Source organism: Ewingella sp. S1.OA.A_B6 (genome assembly GCF_049889095.1).
GTDB lineage: Bacteria > Pseudomonadota > Gammaproteobacteria > Enterobacterales > Enterobacteriaceae > Ewingella.
In genome coordinates this window covers 1-18326 of the sequence record NZ_JBLJFK010000013.1, presented here as the reverse complement: position 1 = coordinate 18326, position 18326 = coordinate 1, and the positions used below count along the sequence as shown (strand labels likewise).

Sequence of the window (18326 nt, the reverse complement as noted above, 5' to 3'; positions counted from 1 at the left end):
CTGAAAGATTGCCCGAGTTTCACGGAGGGCCCGACAATAAAAAGCCCACTCGAAAGTGGGCAAAGGGGGACGAACTTTTTTCTAACGGCTTACTTTCACTGGTGTGGCACACATTACTCTTTTACCGTTTCCTCTAACGTGAAACGGCCTAACGGATTCTGGTGGAAGTCTTTAATATTTTTACGGGTGACGTTGCGATACGGGCTGTAATACAGGTCAATCCAGTTCACGTCAGCTTTGGCCATTTTCTGCAAATCGATGTACATCTGTTCGCGTTTTGCCGGGTCCATTTCGATCCGGGCGGCGGCGACCAATGCCTTCACCTTCTCGTTGTGGTAGTGCGTCATGTAGTTATTGTTCGAATCGTGGCCCAGCGTGAAGGTGGTTTTTTGATCCGGATCGAGAATGTCGTTGGTCCAGTACATGACTGAAATATCGTAATCCCCGGCCACCAGCATGTCCCAGCTCTGACTTGGGTCCACTTTTTGCAAATTGGCGGTGATCCCAACTTTTGCCAACTGTTGTTGCAGCAGAACGGCGATCTGTTCATCGACTTCATCACCGGCATTAACCAGATATTTCAGCGTCAGGTTTTTCACACCAGCGGCGGCCAACAGCTGTTTGGCTTTTTCCGGGTCATAAGGGCGCTGTAAGTTATCGGCATAGTGATAGAGCGCGCCGTCAGGGATATAGGAGTTCGCAATTTTGCCGTAGCCGAAGGTCACGGTATCGATAATGGATTTCTTATCGATAGCGAAGTCCAGTGCCTGACGCACTTCAATTTTGGCTAAATCGCCGTGGGCATGGTTGATCAGCAGATGGTCTTCCCGGGTGGAACGGTCCAGTTCGACGTTCAGTTTCGGATCTTTTTGCAGCGACGAAATGCGCGAGAACGGAATCGACAGCGCGGCATCAATTTCTCCGGCCTGCAATTTCAGCATACGGGTGTTGTCATCCGGCAGCGTCAGCCACTCAACACCCTCCAGTTTGACCTTCGTCGCATCCCAGTAATACGGGTTTTTCACCAGCTCGACTTTCTCGCCGCGCGTCCACTCTTTCACGCTGAATGCGCCAGAACCAACCGGGTGCTCGGCAAAATCCTCCGCGCCCTGTTTGGTCAGCGCCTGTTGTGAAATCACCGAGGCATTCGGCAGCGCCAGCTGGGATAAAAACGCCGCCGACGGGGTTTTTAGGGTTATCACCAGCGTATGGGCATCGGGGGCTTTGAGGGTGTCGATGATGCTGTAAGAGTCTTTCCACATTGACGCCGCATCGTCACGGATACGCGTCAGGCTGAAAACCGCATCAGACGCGGTGACTGGCGTGCCGTCAGAGAATTTTGCCTCACGCATTTTCAGCGTATAAGTCTTGCCGTCCGGCGAGATAGTCCAGCTTTCCGCCAGCCCCGGCAGCAGTTTAGTGCCACTGTTATCGACCCGGACCAGCGGATCAAACACATTGGAGAATACCCAGTTATCGGCGTTTTGCGCGGATTTGATCGGATCAAAGGTGGTGCTGTCTTCACGACGACCAATGGTTAACACCCCCGCAGCCTGCGCCATTTCGCTGACCAGGCTTAACGCCAGCAACACCCCGGCGGCCACAACGTTAAAATGCTTTTGCTTCATGTAACATTCCTTCAGTCATCGGATAAAGCCTGTCGCGGCTGTGGCCGTCAAGCACACAGGCGAAGGCATGGTCGGCAATATGCCGGGTTTCTGGTGCCGCGCCCTGCCGGCATGCGGGAAGCGCATGGGCACAGCGTGGGTGAAAAGCGCAGCCTGCCGGCAAAAAGACTGGACTTGGCGGCTCGCCCTGTAGCGGATGTTCCGGCAGCGGCCGGTCGGGGTCGATCTCAGGAATGGCCGCCACCAGGGCGGCGGTATAAGGATGGCGCGGCGCGTTAAATACGGTCTGCGTCGGCCCGCTTTCGACGATCCGCCCGAGGTACATCACCGCCACGCGGTCGCACAGGCGGCGCACAATCGCCAAATCATGCGCAATGAACAGGATCGCCAGCCCCATGTTTTCGCGTAGATCCATCAGCAAATTGATGATTTGCGCCTGAATCGACACATCGAGCGCCGCAACGCACTCATCGGCGACGATCAAACGGGGTTCGATGGCCAACGCTCTGGCGATACCGGCGCGCTGACATTGCCCGCCGCTCAGCGCCTGTGGACGTTTGCCCGCGTGTTCCGGGCTAAGACCGACCAGCGTCAGCAACGCATCAACGCGCGCAGGGATCTCCGCTTTCGTCACTTTGTGATGCACCCGCAGCACTTCGGCAATGCTTTCGCCCAGCGTCTGCCGTGGGTTAAGTGACGAGTACGGGTCCTGAAAAATCATGGCAGTTTGTTGACGCAGGCGGGCGATATCCGGCTTTATGCCGTCAGTGATCAGCCGCCCACGAAAGCGCACACGGCCTGCGGACGGCTCCTCCAGATGTAAAATCGCTCTGCCGAGGGTGCTTTTGCCGCTGCCCGATTCACCGACCAGCCCCAGCGTTTCACCCGCATTGATGTACAGCGAGACGCCGTTCACCGCCTGTACATAGCGTTTTTTAAGACCAAAACCACCGGAGACCGGAAAAGCCACAGACAGCGCTTCCACCTCCAGCAGCGGAAAGGGTTTATTGACCATGTTCACTCCCGGATATCATGACGTGCAGCGGATGATGGCAGGCCGTCACGTGACTGTGAGCAAATGAAGCGGTTTGCATGGCGGGCTGAACGCGCTGGCATAGCGACGTGGCGCGGGTACAACGTGGATGAAAACGACAGCCGTCAGGGAAACGTGCGGCAACCGGCGGCTGGCCGGGCAACGTGATCAGCCGCCCGATACCGCCTTCGCTGGCGGGTTGGCAGTCAATCAGGCCACGAGTATAAGGGTGCAACGCCTGCGCCAGCACCTGACGCTTCTCGCCGCTTTCACAGAGACGGCCGCCATACATCACCGCAATGCGGTCACAGGTTTGTGCCACCACGCCAAGGTCATGGGTGATCAAAATAATAGCGATGCCGAGCCGGTCACGCAGATCGCGGAGCAGCCGTAAAATCTGCATCTGCACGGTAACGTCCAGCGCGGTGGTGGGTTCGTCGGCGATCAGCATTTTCGGCTCGCAAGCCAAGGCGACAGCGATCATCGCGCGCTGGCGCATGCCGCCGGAAAACTCATGGGGATAATTGTCTGCACGGCGCTGCGGATCAGGAATGCCTACCTGCCGCAATAACGCTATCGCCTGAAGATGGGCTTCACGGCGGCTCGCACCGAAATGTAAGCGACGGCTTTCGGCAATTTGCTGGCCGATGGTCATCACCGGATTGAGATGGCTGGCGGGATTCTGGAAAATCATGCCGATTTCCCGTCCGCGTATTGCCGTCATGCGTTGGTCGTTCAGGGTCAGTAAATTCGTTCGGTTAAACAGAATTTCACCGCCGCTGATGCTCAGTCCTTGGCCCGGCAAAAGACGCATCATCGCCCGGCAGCTCAGGGTTTTTCCCGAGCCGCTCTCACCTACCAGCCCGAGAATATCGCCCGCGTTCAGCGTCAGGGACAATTTATCCACCAACGTGATACCTTGCCGGTCTTCAATCGTTAAACCGGAAACCCGCAATAGGGTCATGGCCGCTCTCCCAGTTTGTCGCCCAGACCGTCAGCCAGCAGGCTAAAACTCATCGCCAGCACCACAATCGCCAGACCGGGAAAGGTGGTTATCCACCATGCGGTGGTGATAAAACTCTGGCCTTCGGCGACCATCACGCCCCATTCGGCAACCGGCGGTTGTACACCAAGGCCGAGATAACTGACGGACGCGCCGCTGAGCAACACCAGCACGCAATCGGACATTGAGAACACCAGCGAACTGGTCAGGGCGTTTGGCAGCAGGTGTAACAGCAGAATGCGCGGATGACTGTAGCCCAGACTGCGCGCCGCCAGAATGAAATCCCGGTGTTTGAGCGTCAGTACCTGCGAACGCACCAGACGCGCGTAGGACACCCAGCCGACCATTGCCATCGCGATGTAAAAACTGCCGAGGCCCGGACCAAGAATGGCAATGATCGACAGCATCAGAACCAGGAAAGGAAACGCCAGCACCACATCAATCACCCGCATGAAGAACGTGTCGACTGCACCACCGAGATAGCCGGAGAATGCGCCAATCAGCGTGCCGAAGATAAACGGGAAAATGACGCCGATGATGCAGATTTGCAGATCCACCTGCGCGCCCCACATCACCCGCGAGAGGATGTCTCGGCCAAAGTTATCAGTGCCGAACGGATGTGCCATATTGGGCGGCAACAGCGTTGCGGCCGCATCCTGGGCTATAGGATCATAAGGCGCAATCCACGGGCTGAGCAGCGCGACCAGAACCCACGTCAGCAACATCAACATCCCCAGCCGCAATGCCTGCTGGCGCGGTAGCCAGCGCAGGTGATAAGAGCTGAACCGTGGCGTCGCCATCTTGTTAGTCATGCTCATTTTCATAGTTTCACCCTCGGATCCAGCGCCACCGTTACCAGATCAGCGACCAAATTCACGCCCACCGTTGCCAGCGCAAACACCAACACCACGCCCTGCACCACCATGTAGTCACGGCTGATGATCGCTTTCACCAGCAGTTGCCCCATGCCGGGAATGGCAAACACGCTCTCAATCACTACCGTGCTGCCAATCAGCCAGCCAATGTTCACCGCCAGCAGATTGACGGTCGGCACCAGCGAATTCGGCATGACGTGCCGCCAGAAAATACGGTTTTCGTTTTGTCCGCGCGCACGGGCGGCGGTGACGTAGTCATTCTGTAATTCCATCAGCAGGCTGGCGCGCAGATTGCGGGTCAGCACTGCGGACAGCGCCAGTGCCACTGTCAAACAGGGTAAAAACAGGTGATGCAGACGCTCGCCTGCGTCACTGCCGTAGCCTGAAACCGGAAACCAACCCAGCGACAGGCTGAACAGTAAAATCATCATGATCGCCAGCCAGAATGCGGGCAAACCGAGACCAATGGTGGAAAGCAGGCGGATCGCCTGATCGGCCAGGCGCCCGCGATTTCGCGCCGCCGCCGCCGCCAGCGGTACCGTAAATAACAGGGCCAGCAGCACGCTGCCGAGCACCAGATAAAGGGTCGGTTCGATACGCGACATAATTAGCTTCAGCGTATCGACGCGGTAGATCAACGACTTGCCCATTTCGCCGTGCAGCAAATTGCGCAGGAAATAGAGATACTGCTGCCAGATAGGATCATCCAGTCCGTATTGCGCACGGATGCGGGCAATAGCTTCCGGCGAACTGCGCACACCGAGCAGGATCCGCGCCGGATCGCCCGGAATGGCGCGCACCATGATAAAAGTGAGAACGCTGATCCCCAGCAATACCGGCAGCAGTTGCAGCGGTCGCCAGAGCAGAAAACGATAACGGTGCATGGCAATCCTCTTAATGACGTATGCAGGTGCAGGGATGGGCTGGCAAAGAGGATCGCGCACCACCATAGTGCAATGGCGCTTTATCAGATTCATCTGCGAAAACCGGCCGCTTCCCTCTTCGGCTTTCGGCCTCTGAAGATCCTTTACCCTGTCGCCCTACGTTAGCCTTAGCGCCATATCACCGGTAGTTAGTAAAAATGCTAGTTTTGTCATTGCTGGGATCTGGCACTGTGATTGCATGTTTTTTATACGTTGAGAAGACTGAAGCTGGATGGCTGCCCGAACGGGTACTGGCTGGCACAGAGATAACGCGGGCTGGAGAGAAATTCATGAAACTTGCGGTGAAACAGAGTGCAACATCTTTGCGGGAAACCAGCGTGGATGCCGCGTTTGATCAGCTGTTCGCCCAGACCTCACGTCTGGGGTTTGATGCCCTGATCTACGATTACACGCCGGTTACCCGTTCACTGGAGGGAGATTTAATCACGCCGTCGCTGCTGCACATGTGTAACGTGCCGGGCGATATGCAGCGGTTATGGCTGGAGAACGGCTATTACCAGGTTGATCCGGTGCAGCATTACGCCCTTGAAAGCTGCGCGCCGTTTATCTGGTCTTATCAGCGGCCTGATAATACGTCGCTGCAAAATCGCCTCAGCGATCTGAATAAACCGGTCACCCATTACATGTGCGATAACAATATGCCCTGCGGTGCGACGGTTCCGTTACATCTGCCGAACGGCGGGTTTGTCACCGTCACCGGTATTCACACCGGGGCCGGGCACGAGCTGGATATTCAGGACGTGCTGGCGGAGTTGAGCCTGCTGGCACTGACCTTTCAGGAGTGCGTGTTTCCGCTGTTCGACGCCAGCGTACTGACCTGCCAGCATGTGCGGTTAAGCAAACGCGAGCGTGAATGTCTGGCCTGGGCGGCGGAAGGGTTAACCGCCAAAGAAATTGCCCGAAAACTCAACCGTTCAATTGCCACCGTCACGCTGCATCTCAACACCGCTGCCCGTAAGCTGGGTGCCAGCAACCGCGTGCAGGCGGTAGTGCGTGCGCTGCATTACCGTTTGCTTAATCGTTGAGCCAAAAAGACGCCGCCCCACTTTCTATCTTTTTTACTAGCTGTTTAGCACCGCCCTGATGTTTACCCTGTGATGATTATTCACCGACAGGGGAAACAAAAATGATCAACATCACTGAAGGCTATGCGCCGTTTCAGGAATACCAGACCTGGTATCGCATCTGTGGCGATCTTCGCAACAGCGTCACGCCGCTGGTGATCGCACACGGCGGGCCGGGCTGCACACATGATTACGTCGACGCTTTTCGGGATATCGCCGAAACCGGCCGCGCAGTGATCCATTACGATCAAATCGGCAATGGCTGCTCCACTCACCTTCCCTCGAAACCGGCAGATTTCTGGCAACCGTCGCTGTTTTTGGCCGAGCTGGATAATCTACTTAAGCATCTGGGCATCGAAAAAGACTACGCGCTGCTCGGGCAATCCTGGGGCGGGATGCTCGGTGCCGAACATGCCGTAACGCGACCCTCCGGCCTGAAAGCACTGGTCATCGCCAATTCACCGGCATCGATGGCACTCTGGCTCCAGGCCGCCGCTCGTCTGCGCAGCGAACTGCCTGCCGACGTGCAGGACACCCTGCTGACGCATGAAACTGCCGGAACCCTGGACAGTGCCGAATACAAAGCGGCGTCGCAGGTGTTCTATCAACGTCACGTCTGCCGTCTGGATCCGTGGCCTGAGGAGGTGAAACGCACCTTCGCCGCGATGGACGCCGATCCAACGGTGTATCACGCCATGAACGGCCCGACTGAGTTTCACGTCATCGGCAGCATGAAAGAGTGGACGGTGATCGACCGGCTGTCCGCCATCGACGTGCCGGTGTTGCTGATTTCCGGCCGTTATGACGAAGCCGCTCCCGAAGTGGTGCAGCCCTTCGCTGACCACATTAAACAGGCAGAATGGGTGATCTTCGAAAACTCCAGCCACATGCCCCACGTCGAAGAACGCGAAGCCTGTATGCGGTGTGTTAACGGATTCTTGCGACGTAAGATCGGCGGAAAGGACATGCCGGAGTAAGTATCCACTCCGGGCAATGAATTGTCGGTACTGAGTTAGCCTTCTGCGGGCTGGCAGATCTCCAGAATCGCCAGCAAATAAATGCGCACAATGTCCAGAAAATCACGAATGTGGACGCGCTCGTCAGGCATGGTGTTGAATTTCCCGCCCGGTCCGCAGACGATGCCTTCCATGCCCAACATCTGGTAGAAATGTGCGGCGTCGGTTCCGTAAAATGCCGGTGGCGTTATTACGCCGGTAGGCTGATCTTCACCGCGAACCTGGCGATAAGCGCGCCCTACGGCTTTGACGATCGGTGATTGTGGCGACACTTCAAACGGCATCATCGTCGGGCGATCGCGTTTTCCATCGTCAAACAATTCCGCCTGTAAACCCGGATATCTTGCGCACAAGGCATCCAGCAATTGCTGAAGATCCGCCAGCACACCTTCGACGCTCTGACCTGGCGCAAAACGCGCGGATCCTTTCAGCCGGACAAAGTCAGCCACCTGCGGCGGTCGCCAGTCCTGTAAATCCCGGCCCAATGCGCCGAACATCGACCCAATGTGTCCACGGTTAACTTTCAGATGCTCGGCGGTTTTCGCGCCGGTGAAGGTCATACCGTTAATTTGTGGCACCAGGTCCATCGCCGCAACAATAGCGTCCACGGCCTCTTCGCGTTTCGATAAATGGCGGGTGTCGCCGGTAAGCTCAATGGTGAACATCAGCGAGCCTGCGTGCATGGTCAGCGCCTGCACATCGGTCGGCTCTGAGTTGATAAAGTAGTCGGCTTTAATCCCCTGTTCAATCGCGGCAATGGTGCCCACGCCGCCCTGCAATTCGCCGACCACATAGGTCAGGATCACATCACCTTTAAGCTTCACACCGGCATCAATCAGCGTTTTTAATGCGCAAAAATAGGCAGCGTCTCCCGCCTTCATGTTCGATACGCCAATACCGTAAATAAACTCGTCGTCGATTTTTCCTTCCCAGGGATCGACCGTCCAGCCTTCGGTCACCGGATTGGTATCAAGATGTCCATTGAACAGCAGGCTGTTTCCGCCACCGCCCACGCCACGTAATGTACCAATGGCGTTGACGCGATCGCCCGGGACAGCTTGCATCTGGGTTTCAAGGCCCAGCGCCTGCATCTGGCTGGCCATATATTCTGCCAGTTGGCGCTCACCGTCGGTGGCGCTATAACTTTTATGTTGCACCATCCGCGCCAGGAAATTCAGGCAATAGTCATCATCGATAGAAGCCAAAAGCTGTTCAGCGTTCATGGTAAAACCTTTTATTTCAGGAGAGTTCAAAGGGAATTTCGCCAACCGCAGGGCTGACGTCCGGCGTATGGATCGCGGCTAATAACGCGCGGGTATAATCATGCTGTGCGTGATGCTGCATATCTTTGCCCGGTAACAACTCCACCACATCACCGCGATACATCACGGCGACCCGGTGAGCAATCTGGCGAACCAGATTGAGGTCATGGGTAATAAACAGATAGGCCGTTCCATAACGGCGGCGCAGTTCGAGCAATAATTCAATCACCGTCGCCTGGACGGACACATCAAGCGCGGCGGTGATCTCATCGCAAATCACTAAGTCAGGCGGATGGGCAAAGGCGCGCGCAATGGCAATGCGTTGTTTTTGACCACCGGAAAGCTCATGCGGAAAACGCCGGGCAAAATCTGCCGGTAAGCGGACGTCTTCCAGCAATCTTGCCACCGCCTGTGCTTCGGTTTCGCCATCGGGTAAACCGTATAGCCGCAGCGGGCGGGCAATGATGTCACCAATGCGCTGGCGCGGATTGAGGGAGGCATCGGGATGCTGGAAGATCATCTGCACCCGACGACGATAATCTTTGCTCATCTGCGCTTTGCCAAACACGCCATCACCACCGAAGTTAAGCTTGCCGCTGAAGGGCACCAGCCCGGTTAGCGCTTTGGCTAAGGTCGATTTACCCGAGCCGGACTCACCGACAACTCCCAGTATTTCCCCCTGATGTACGGTAAAACTGACGTCGGTCGCCGCGCGAGTCTGGCGGTTTTCACGTTTGAACAGGCGTTCAATCAAGCCATGAGTGCCATAATCGATCGTCAGTTTTTCGAGGCTTAATAAGGCGTGCTGAGAGACGGGTTCGTCGTCGACTAAACGGTGAGCAGGATCGGGCACCGCGGCGACCAGTTTTTGGGTATAGCTGTGCTGCGGCGCACTGAATAACCGCTTCGCCGGCGCCTGTTCGACAATCTGGCCCTTTTCCAGCACGCAGACGGTATCTGCGACGGCCGAGACGAGGGAGAGATCGTGGGAAATATACAGTGATGCCACACCTGTCTCTTCACGCAAACGGGCAAACAACGCCAGTATTTGCGCGGAACTGATGACATCAAGGGCAGTAGTCGGTTCATCAATAATCAGACAATCTGGCTGACAGGCAAAAGCGGTCGCGATCAGAATGCGCTGTTTTTCCCCACCCGATACCTGATGCGGATAGCGTCGCATCATCGCTGCCGGATGTTTAAGTTCGACGTCGTGAAGCAGCTGAATGCCCATTTCATGTGCCTGCCGGGGTGTCAGTGCCCGGTGACGAATAAGTACTTCAGTCACTTGCTCACCCAGCGTCAGCGTCGGATTTAATGAAGCACTCGGATCCTGAAAAATCATCCCCAGCTTGCCGCCGCGCAATGCTTCAATATGTTGCTGAGGCATCTGGCGCAAATCGTTGCCGAGCAGGCGAATTTTACCGCTGCGCTCACGGGCGTTGGCGGCCATATAACGCATGATTGACCAGCCGAGCGTGGTTTTTCCTGAACCAGACTCGCCCACCAGCCCGACCACTTCACCGCGTTTAACCTCAATATTAATGTTTCGCAAAACGTGCAAAACATCGCCTCCCGGCAGCACATAATCGAGGCTGTAATCTTCAATCGACAGCACGCTGTCGTTGACCGGCTTCAGGTGTTCATCATGCAGCAGCGTCATCTTAATGGCTCCTTGGGTTGAGCGCATCGCGCAGGCCATCGCCCAGTAAATTGAAACCGATAGCAACCATGGCAATAGAAATACCGGGAGCCAGCATCATCCAGGGAGCGTTGAAGAAATAGGCCCGCCCGTCGGATACCATCAATCCCCACTCCGGTTCAGGCGGCTGCGCGCCCAGCCCGAGAAAGCTCAGTGTGGCAAATAACATGATGGCGAACGCCACACGAATAGTGGCTTCAACGATGATCGGCGCGACAATATTGGGTAACATTTCGCGCAGAATGATGTAGTGCGTCGATTCACCACGGGCAATGGCCGCATTGACGTAATCCTGCTGGCGGGCAGCCAGCGAAACGCTGCGCGCTATGCGTACCATGCCGGGAATAAAGGCAATGGTGATCGCCAGAACGGCATTAAAACTGCTCTGCCCCAGCGTGCTGACGATAAGTAATGCAAACAACAGGCTCGGAATCGACATTACGGCGTCCATGGTACGCATGATAATTTCATCAATTTTGCCGCCCAAATAGGCACTGGTCGTACCGATAATGGCGCCGATGATCATCGACATCAGCGTTGCCAGCAATGAAAGCACGATCGTCGCGCGCGCTCCGATCATCACGCGGCTGAAAATATCGCGTCCCAACTGGTCAGTGCCAAACCAATGTTCCAGACCCGGTGCTTTATAACGTGACAAAATCGACAGAGCCTCTGGGTCATAAGGCGCAAAGTGCGCGCCGCCCAACACCATCAGCGTGGCAATAATCAGAATGAAAAGCCCCACCGCACCCTGCGGCGAGCGGGTTAAATGCTTCACGACATCATGCATAACTGATCCGCCGGTCAAGGTAGACATAGGCCAGATCGGCCAGGAAATTGGCTATCGAATAGGTGGCAGCGAGGATTAACACGCCCGCCTGAATGGTCGGCAGATCCCTCGCCTGCACCGCCACAATCAGTTCGCGCCCCACGCCCGGAATAGCAAAAATCTCCTCAACGACCACAATGCCACCGAGCAGATAACCGACATCGAGCGCCACAATCGTGATGGTCGGCAACAGGCCGTTGCGTAAGGCATGTCGCCACAGCACCCGCCGTTTCGACAATCCTTTCAGGTGCGCGGCGCGGATATAGTCAGTTTGCAATACGTCGACCATTTCGGAACGCACCATACGGGAAACGTGGGCGACTAAAATCAGTGCGACGGTAACGGAAGGTAAAATGAGGTGGCTGACACCGCCCCAAAAATCCTCGGTGATCGGCACATAACCCGTGGCCGGTAAGAGTTGCCAGACGTCGGAAAACAGCAACAGCAGCAGCGTGGCGGTCACAAATTCGGGAAACGAGATCCCCACGTATGACAATACGCTAACCAGCATGTCGGCCATTTTTCCACGCCTGACGGCAGCCCAGATCCCCAGCGGAATAGCGATGAGCAACATGAGTAACAGGGCGCAGGCCGCCAGTAATAATGAGCGCGAAAGCGCGGCCAGAATGGTCGGTGCAACCGGTAAACCATTGCGCATTGACACACCAAAATCACCGTGCAGGATGCCCGATAGCCAGTGCCAATATTGCAGCCACGCTGGTGCACCCAGCCCCAGACGAACGCGCACTGCCGCCAGCGCTTCCGGCGTAGCGTTTTGCCCCAACAAGGTGACCGCCGCATCGGCGGGCAACAGTTGCGTGATGCCAAATACCAGCAGCGAGACCACCAACAGGGTGTACACCACCAGCATCAGACGTTTTAAAAGATAACTTGCCGTCACACTGCCCCCTGCTATTTGCGGTTGGGTGCTTTGTCGGTCACCCACACGTGATCCAGACGGAATACCGCACCGCGCGGATTAAGCTGGTAACCGGCCACGTAATCACGACTGGCGGCCAGCAAGTCGAAGAACATCGGGATCACCGAAGGCACCTGCTCATGCATCAATTTCTGCGCCTGACCATAGAGTTCAGCACGTTTAGCTGGTTCAGCGGTTTCACGAGCCGACTGCACGGCTTTATCAAAATCGGGATTGTTCCAGCGGGTTTCGTTCCACGACGCCGTCGAGGTATACAGCAAGGAGAAGACGGCATCCGCCGTCGCCTGCATATTGTAGAAACCGACGTAGAAGTTGCCTTTCTTCCACACCTGATCCAGATAAGTGCTGTTAGCCATGGTTTGTACTTTGATACGAAAACCGGCAGGTTTTGCCATCTCACGCAGGGCTACGCCAAGCTGAGTACGGGTAGAAGGCTTATCTGAAGCAATCAGCGTGATATCCAGTCCGTCGGGGTAACCGGCTTCCGCCAGCAGTTGTTTGGCCCTGGCGTAGTTGACCTGTTTGAGCGGCTCTTGCATAAAATATTGATACGCCGTGTTCAGCGGTGTGTCATTGCCTGGCGAACCAAAACCGTTGGCGACAAAATCGACCATCGCCCCACGGTCGGTACAGAGTGCCAGCGCCTGACGTACCCGCACATCATTGAACGGCTTCACATCGCAGGCCATATTGACGTTGAGGAACTGTCCGGCCGGAACACGGAGCGGGATCACCCCCGCAGACTTGGATAAACGCGGAAACTCAGTGGATTGCGCGGCCTGCATCAGGTCAGTATCCCCGGAGATTAATGCAGAACCTTCCGCAATAGCGTCGGGATAGACCACCACTTCAACCCGATCCAGATAAGGGCGTTTGGGATCGTAATAATGCGGGTTGCGCTCGACCACAACTAAACGGTCCGGGGCAAACGACACCAGCTTAAACGGCCCGGTTCCAACCGCCTCTTTACTCAGGCGGGCCAGTTGGCCGTCGGCTATCGAAGCAGGAATGATTTTGGCGGCAGGATAGGCCAACATGACCGGCAAATCGGCGTAAGGCCCGTCGGTAGTGATCACCACATTCAGAGCATCGGTGGCGGTGATGGTTTTAATCGGTCCGATATTGCGCTGGGCGGACGAGGCGTTTTTGCTGTCCAGAATGGCATTCAGGCTCGCCACTACGTCTTTGGAGGTGCAGCTTGAACCGTCATGAAACATCAGGCCACTGCGCAGCGTGAAGGTCCACTGCGATAAATCGGCGTTTGGCGTCCAGGATTCGGCCAGATCGGCTTCGGCTTTCATATCCTGCGTCAGCCGGGTTACGCCGCTGTACAGCAGTTCAGCCAGCAGGTATTCAGGAACCACCCGCGCCTGATGCGGGTTGAGCATATTGGCGGCCTGATCAACGCTGATGCGTAATACTCCGCCGCGTCGCGCCTGACCGCTGGCAGGCGTTGAACTTGATGCTGGCGCAGCGGCCTTTGCAGACCAAGGAAGCATTGCCGCACCGGTTAATGCGGTACTGGCTGCGATGAACTGGCGGCGGTTAACGTCTTTCATTGCACACATGATGACTTCCTCAGTAATGAATTAAAAAACCTGGGTTGGCGCTATCAATAAAATCAAAATTAACACTGACTATAAGCAGCAGAGACGGATGGCTCAGGTTCAAAATCAACCGCGATATACGCCAGGATTGACTGAGCCAGAGCTACAATATCCTGCATCGTGGTGTACTCGTCCGATGCATGGATACGATTCTCAGGGCGGGCTAATCCGCCGAGCAGAATTTCTTTAATGCCCGCCTGTTGAACCCACCCCATATCAGAACTGGTTGAGGATCCCCAGACGGCGTAATCGTTTGCGTTAAAACCAAAACCTAGACTGAGTGCCGCCAGCCAACGCGGCCAATGTGGGCCGGTCGGATCACTCACCGGCGCCAGATGGCCGATAAGATGATAATCAACCCGCAAGGCGGCCGAGCCGGACATCGCCTCGTCGATACATTCGGTGAGTTCTGCAAGAACCTGTTCAAACGGCTCCTCCGGGGAATAACGCCGGTTAATCAACAGCTCAAAACGGGCCGGGATGGTGGAGCCTTTGCTGCCGCCCTGCACTGCCGCCAGCGTCAGGCGCGACGTTAAAGGTTGCCCCTCAAAATGCGGTGGCGATGGCATGGCAGATCCGCGTTGTTCCACCTGCTGTTTCAGCGCAAATAAGGCATTGAGCAGCGGTAAACCTTCTTCGATGGCGTTAATTCCGCCGACCGGATCGCCGGAATGCGCGGATCGACCAATAACGCTAATTTTCAGATCAATACTGCCAAAGCATCCGCCCCAAATACGCGCTACCGCGCCGCCGTTAAAGCTGAGCATGTGGCCATCAAACCGTTTCTGTTCCGCCAGATAGCGAACGCCGGGATACAGGCCGCCTTCTTCATCGGTACACAATAAAAGTACCGGATTAAACCGCAGTGCCAGACCCAACCGCTGTGCAGCGCGAATAGCGGCCAACGTCGCCACGATAGTGCCTTTCATATCGGCACTGCCGCGACCAAACAGCTTGCCGTCGGCCTGGGTCAGCGCCAGCGGCGGGTAATTCCAGCCATCACCGGCAGGCACGGTATCGACGTGAAAGTAAAGATTGCAGGCTTCGGCCGCACCGGCATCCAGCGTAGCAAGCAGGTTAACGCGTTCCCCCTGCGCACTGCCGTCCGGCGTTTGCCAGAGTAATTCCGGCACCACCACGCGTTCGCAGGAGAATCCCATCGGTTGTAATAAGGATTGCATAACGTCGGCAAACGCCGGATAACCGGTTCCCGGAGGGAAACAGGTATCCACCTCAAGCATCTGACTCAGTTCCCGTAAAATGGTCTCAGAATCTTGCTCTATGGAGTCCAATGCTAATTGCAAACTTCCTTCGCACGGCATGCTACACTCGCTTAATCCTATTTCTATATAGTTTATAGATAAAGCAGATATTCCCTCAGGTCAATAGGTAATCAGGCATGAATCAGAAAAACCATGGTGAGCAGGAAGTCAGCAGCTTTGCCCGTTTAGGCGACAGGGAAGGCGCGCCGCTGTATGAGGTGGTAAAACGTCATATCAGTGAATCTATCCTGATGGGGCAACTGACGCCGGGCATGGTATTACCCAGCGAGAATGCGCTGGCGGTAGATTTTGGCGTGTCAGTGGGCACCGTTCGTAAAGCACTGTCGGCGTTAACCACTGAAGGATTGCTGATGCGCCGCCGCAAAACCGGCACGGTGGTTACCGGTTGGGCGCCGCTGCACAATTTAAGTTATTTCTTCCAGTATTTTCGCCTGCACGGCCGCGATGGGTCGCTGGTTCATTCCGAAACGCGGGTAATTGATTATCAGACCGGCCCGGCCAGCGCCGATGAAGCAGAAAAATTGCAGATTGCACCGCAGTCCAACGTTATCCGGCTCAGGCGTTTGCGCAAAATAAACGACATTCCCACCATGCATGAGCAGCTGGTTCTGGCCGCCGATCGCCTGCCAGACTTTCCTGCCGCTGAAGATTTACCGCCACTGCTGTACCGTTTTCTACTGGAAAAATACGGCCTCCGCGTGGCCGCCGTGCGCGAGCAGATCACCGCAAGCCTGGCGACCGAAGAGGATTTACGATTACTGGCACTGCCGTCGCCCCACGCCGTGATGGTGATCGACGAAGTGTCATTTGATCAAAGCGCACTACCGATTATTTTGGCGCATCACCGATTCAGCACCGATAATTACGTCTACATGAACGAAATCAGATAAAGCGTTTATATCCACTGTTGGTTTTCTGTGCGGTGGGTGAATACAGTTGTCGACCTATGCTCCTTCTTGAAAGGGAAATCGTCGACTCAGGTTCCTGTTTGCAACCCTGCCTATTTGATTAGCGGGTTCATTTAGAAAAAGCAGAAAACCGTATGAAAACCGGATCACCAAAATAATTCAGGTAATGACGTAATGAATGAAAAAAAATTTATAATCAAAAATATCAACGAAATTGATACGGAAAACTTTGAACGACCTCCCCTTTATGAGTCCAAAGGAGGCTCACTCACTTCAGGAACGTTGGCCCAAAAATTGGGGGCATCGGTTGATACTTTGCCGCCGGGCAAAAGAAATGCCCCCTACCATTTTCATCATGTTCAGGAAGAGATGTTCGTCGTGCTGAAGGGGACGGGAACAGTTCGAATAGCAGACCAGATGGTGGCGATTAAAGAAGGCGACGTAATTTGCATCCCTCCAGGAAAACAGTATCCACACCAGATAATAAATACATCTGAATCACTTTTAACTTATATGTCGATAAGCACCATGGAAACCCCGGAAATTTGTGAGTATCCCGATTCAAACAAATATTTAGTAAAATCGGTTAATGATGAGATCGGCACATTAAGGGTTATAGATTTTCATGGAAAAAATATTGATTACTGGGAAGGCGAGCCTTAATCAGGCTTTCTGGGGTCCGCCTGGAATTCGAAAAACATTATCCGTTAAGCGTTTTGAGCGTAGCGGATGATGTTGGAATTGTTCCGGAAAGATCATCGAGTCGATAGGTATTTACTGACATTTTATCCCTGCCTTCGACATTGGCCACGGATTCACAATTGACTTCGGGCGGCATGCTGGGCCGATCGCATCACTGACTTATTTCATGTGGACATGTGGATGAACACTCATTAGTGAACCGCCCTGCTAACTATATAAATAGTAAATATCAGGCTCTTATTTTCTTGCAATTGGACAAGTTAGGTTGATACTCTACATCGCGTAATCGATTTTTATAAGGTATAGGGCATGGAGTTAGATAGCACGAGTAATCTCAGCGGTACCATTTATAAAATGTCATGGGTGGCTTATATTAAACCAGTATTTATTTTCATTATTTTATTTTCCATTGCTATATCTATGGAATACTCAACTAATAAAATTTTTGAAACAATTGGTGTCGTACTCATGATTGCATGCTCAGCAAATTTCATCTGTCAGATGATGTTTATTTGGGGAGCCAAAGTAATTATTAATGATGATGGCGTGTGGTTTTTTAGAGGGATTTTCCCTTGGACTAAAGGCGCGATTGGAACGGCTTGGCGGGATATGGCTGACGCTGAATACTTTACTGGATTTATCAGTTGGTTAGTAAAATCTTATAGAATTCGTGTGGCACACAGATTCACTAAAACAAGTGAAATAATCATTCCACACATTCGGAATGGCAATAAAGCGGTTATACAGATCAATGAATTTTTGAGATCTAAATACAGAGATAAAGAGTAATGTCTCACTACATTTTTTGATGATATTTTCGGCCTACCTCCTGCTTAGCTTGAATATCAAAAAATCGACATCGGGCGGCTTGTCCCGCCGCTCGAGATACTAGCACTCTCAAGGTTTGTTTGACGCTGGATTTACTCACATATGTTTAACGTACACCTTTCGGATCGGGGTTTGATGCTGCGTGAAAGGCTTGATGTTAAAGATGAGTATCGCGTGCTTTACGATTTTGACGGCACAAATTGGGTATTTACATTCACTTGACCACCCATTTTCGTTTTACTTGACTGCCTGTTTGCAAATTACTTGGCCATCTCCAACAAAAAATCGCGACTAAATTGACAGGCCGCTGAGAGCGGTGAGTTCAACGGCCCATGCTACCACTAGGGGCGGCTAATAACCCTCACAAGGCCAAAGGATCGCTAATAGGAAATGAAAGCTCTTACCGAATTAAAAATAAACATTGAAAATGTTTTCAGGATCCCCTCGGACTGGATATATTCTTTTAAATACCACCTTCTCTATGCGGAGCGCGAAATGCCGAAAAAATGCATCCGTAATATGGCGAATGACTATATTTGGCACCAAGCCGCCCTGCTGAGAAACGTCGTCGGCTAAGAGCGCAGGCTGTGTGAAAACTTCTGATCACTTTTTGGTCTAAGCAATGAATTTATATGATCAACCATTCTCGATAAACCCGTGCGGTAATATTTTTTTTCTAATAAAATTAGAGGCATATAAATG

General features: G+C 54.0%; 16 protein-coding genes. 5 read left to right on the top strand and 11 right to left on the bottom strand.

Annotation, left to right across the window (positions count from 1 at the left end):
* Nucleotides 1-113: 113 nt before the first annotated feature.
* Genes ACMV8I_RS18145 through ACMV8I_RS18125 form a run of 5 tightly spaced genes read right to left on the bottom strand, consistent with a single transcriptional unit; the run spans nt 114 to nt 5423 of the window.
* Nucleotides 114-1628 (bottom strand): ABC transporter substrate-binding protein, encoded by a 1515-nt coding sequence (locus ACMV8I_RS18145; protein WP_498866598.1) that lies wholly within the window; start codon nt 1626-1628, stop codon nt 114-116.
* Nucleotides 1609-2643, bottom strand: coding sequence for an ABC transporter ATP-binding protein (locus ACMV8I_RS18140; RefSeq protein WP_498866597.1), 1035 nt, complete (start codon nt 2641-2643; stop codon nt 1609-1611). The genes ACMV8I_RS18145 and ACMV8I_RS18140 overlap by 20 nt, the downstream gene beginning before the upstream one ends.
* A complete protein-coding gene (locus ACMV8I_RS18135; protein WP_498866596.1) occupies nt 2633-3625 on the bottom strand; it encodes an ABC transporter ATP-binding protein in 993 nt (330 codons plus the stop codon). The genes ACMV8I_RS18140 and ACMV8I_RS18135 overlap by 11 nt, the downstream gene beginning before the upstream one ends.
* Nucleotides 3622-4482, bottom strand: a complete 861-nt coding sequence (locus ACMV8I_RS18130) for an ABC transporter permease (RefSeq protein ID WP_498866666.1) — start codon at nt 4480-4482, stop codon at nt 3622-3624. Before ACMV8I_RS18130 ends, ACMV8I_RS18135 begins: the two co-directional genes overlap by 4 nt.
* Nucleotides 4483-4484: 2 nt before the next feature.
* Nucleotides 4485-5423 carry an ABC transporter permease gene (locus ACMV8I_RS18125; RefSeq protein ID WP_498866665.1) on the bottom strand — a complete coding sequence of 313 codons (939 nt, stop codon included), beginning with the start codon at nt 5421-5423 and terminating at the stop codon, nt 4485-4487.
* A gap of 329 nt (nt 5424-5752) precedes the next feature.
* Here ACMV8I_RS18125 and ACMV8I_RS18120 point away from each other — a divergent pair, with 329 nt between their 5' ends.
* On the top strand, nt 5753-6508 hold the full coding sequence (locus tag ACMV8I_RS18120; RefSeq protein WP_498866595.1) for a LuxR family transcriptional regulator: 756 nt from the start codon (nt 5753-5755) through the stop codon (nt 6506-6508).
* Nucleotides 6509-6609: 101 nt separating this feature from the next.
* Nucleotides 6610-7524 carry a proline iminopeptidase-family hydrolase gene (locus ACMV8I_RS18115; RefSeq protein WP_498866594.1) on the top strand — a complete coding sequence of 305 codons (915 nt, stop codon included), beginning with the start codon at nt 6610-6612 and terminating at the stop codon, nt 7522-7524.
* A gap of 35 nt (nt 7525-7559) precedes the next feature.
* Here the strand turns inward: ACMV8I_RS18115 and ACMV8I_RS18110 are convergent, their stop codons facing one another.
* From ACMV8I_RS18110 to ACMV8I_RS18085, 6 genes are read right to left on the bottom strand one after another with little or no spacing between them, the layout of a single operon-like run.
* The gene (locus tag ACMV8I_RS18110) at nt 7560-8786 is read right to left on the bottom strand and encodes a M20 family metallopeptidase (RefSeq protein WP_498866593.1); all 1227 of its coding nucleotides are present in this window, start codon (nt 8784-8786) and stop codon (nt 7560-7562) included.
* A gap of 16 nt (nt 8787-8802) precedes the next feature.
* Nucleotides 8803-10488 carry a dipeptide ABC transporter ATP-binding protein gene (locus tag ACMV8I_RS18105; RefSeq protein ID WP_498866592.1) on the bottom strand — a complete coding sequence of 562 codons (1686 nt, stop codon included), beginning with the start codon at nt 10486-10488 and terminating at the stop codon, nt 8803-8805.
* A 1-nt stretch (nt 10489) separates the two neighbouring features.
* A complete protein-coding gene (locus ACMV8I_RS18100) occupies nt 10490-11317 on the bottom strand; it encodes an ABC transporter permease (protein ID WP_498866591.1) in 828 nt (275 codons plus the stop codon).
* A complete protein-coding gene (locus ACMV8I_RS18095; protein ID WP_498866590.1) occupies nt 11310-12257 on the bottom strand; it encodes an ABC transporter permease in 948 nt (315 codons plus the stop codon). The genes ACMV8I_RS18100 and ACMV8I_RS18095 overlap by 8 nt, the downstream gene beginning before the upstream one ends.
* A gap of 11 nt (nt 12258-12268) precedes the next feature.
* The gene (locus tag ACMV8I_RS18090) at nt 12269-13864 is read right to left on the bottom strand and encodes an ABC transporter substrate-binding protein (RefSeq protein ID WP_498866589.1); all 1596 of its coding nucleotides are present in this window, start codon (nt 13862-13864) and stop codon (nt 12269-12271) included.
* 59 nt (nt 13865-13923) lie between these two features.
* Nucleotides 13924-15225, bottom strand: a complete 1302-nt coding sequence (locus ACMV8I_RS18085) for a M20 family metallopeptidase (protein WP_498866588.1) — start codon at nt 15223-15225, stop codon at nt 13924-13926.
* A gap of 77 nt (nt 15226-15302) precedes the next feature.
* Between ACMV8I_RS18085 and ACMV8I_RS18080 the strand changes: the two genes are divergently transcribed.
* The 3 genes from ACMV8I_RS18080 to ACMV8I_RS18070 all read left to right on the top strand — a co-directional run bounded on the left by ACMV8I_RS18080 (nt 15303) and on the right by ACMV8I_RS18070 (nt 17585).
* The gene (locus tag ACMV8I_RS18080) at nt 15303-16076 is read left to right on the top strand and encodes a GntR family transcriptional regulator (protein WP_498866587.1); all 774 of its coding nucleotides are present in this window, start codon (nt 15303-15305) and stop codon (nt 16074-16076) included.
* A gap of 192 nt (nt 16077-16268) precedes the next feature.
* A complete protein-coding gene (locus ACMV8I_RS18075; protein WP_498866586.1) occupies nt 16269-16757 on the top strand; it encodes a cupin domain-containing protein in 489 nt (162 codons plus the stop codon).
* A gap of 348 nt (nt 16758-17105) precedes the next feature.
* Nucleotides 17106-17585, top strand: coding sequence for a hypothetical protein (locus tag ACMV8I_RS18070; RefSeq protein ID WP_497232999.1), 480 nt, complete (start codon nt 17106-17108; stop codon nt 17583-17585).
* Nucleotides 17586-18326 lie beyond the last annotated feature (741 nt).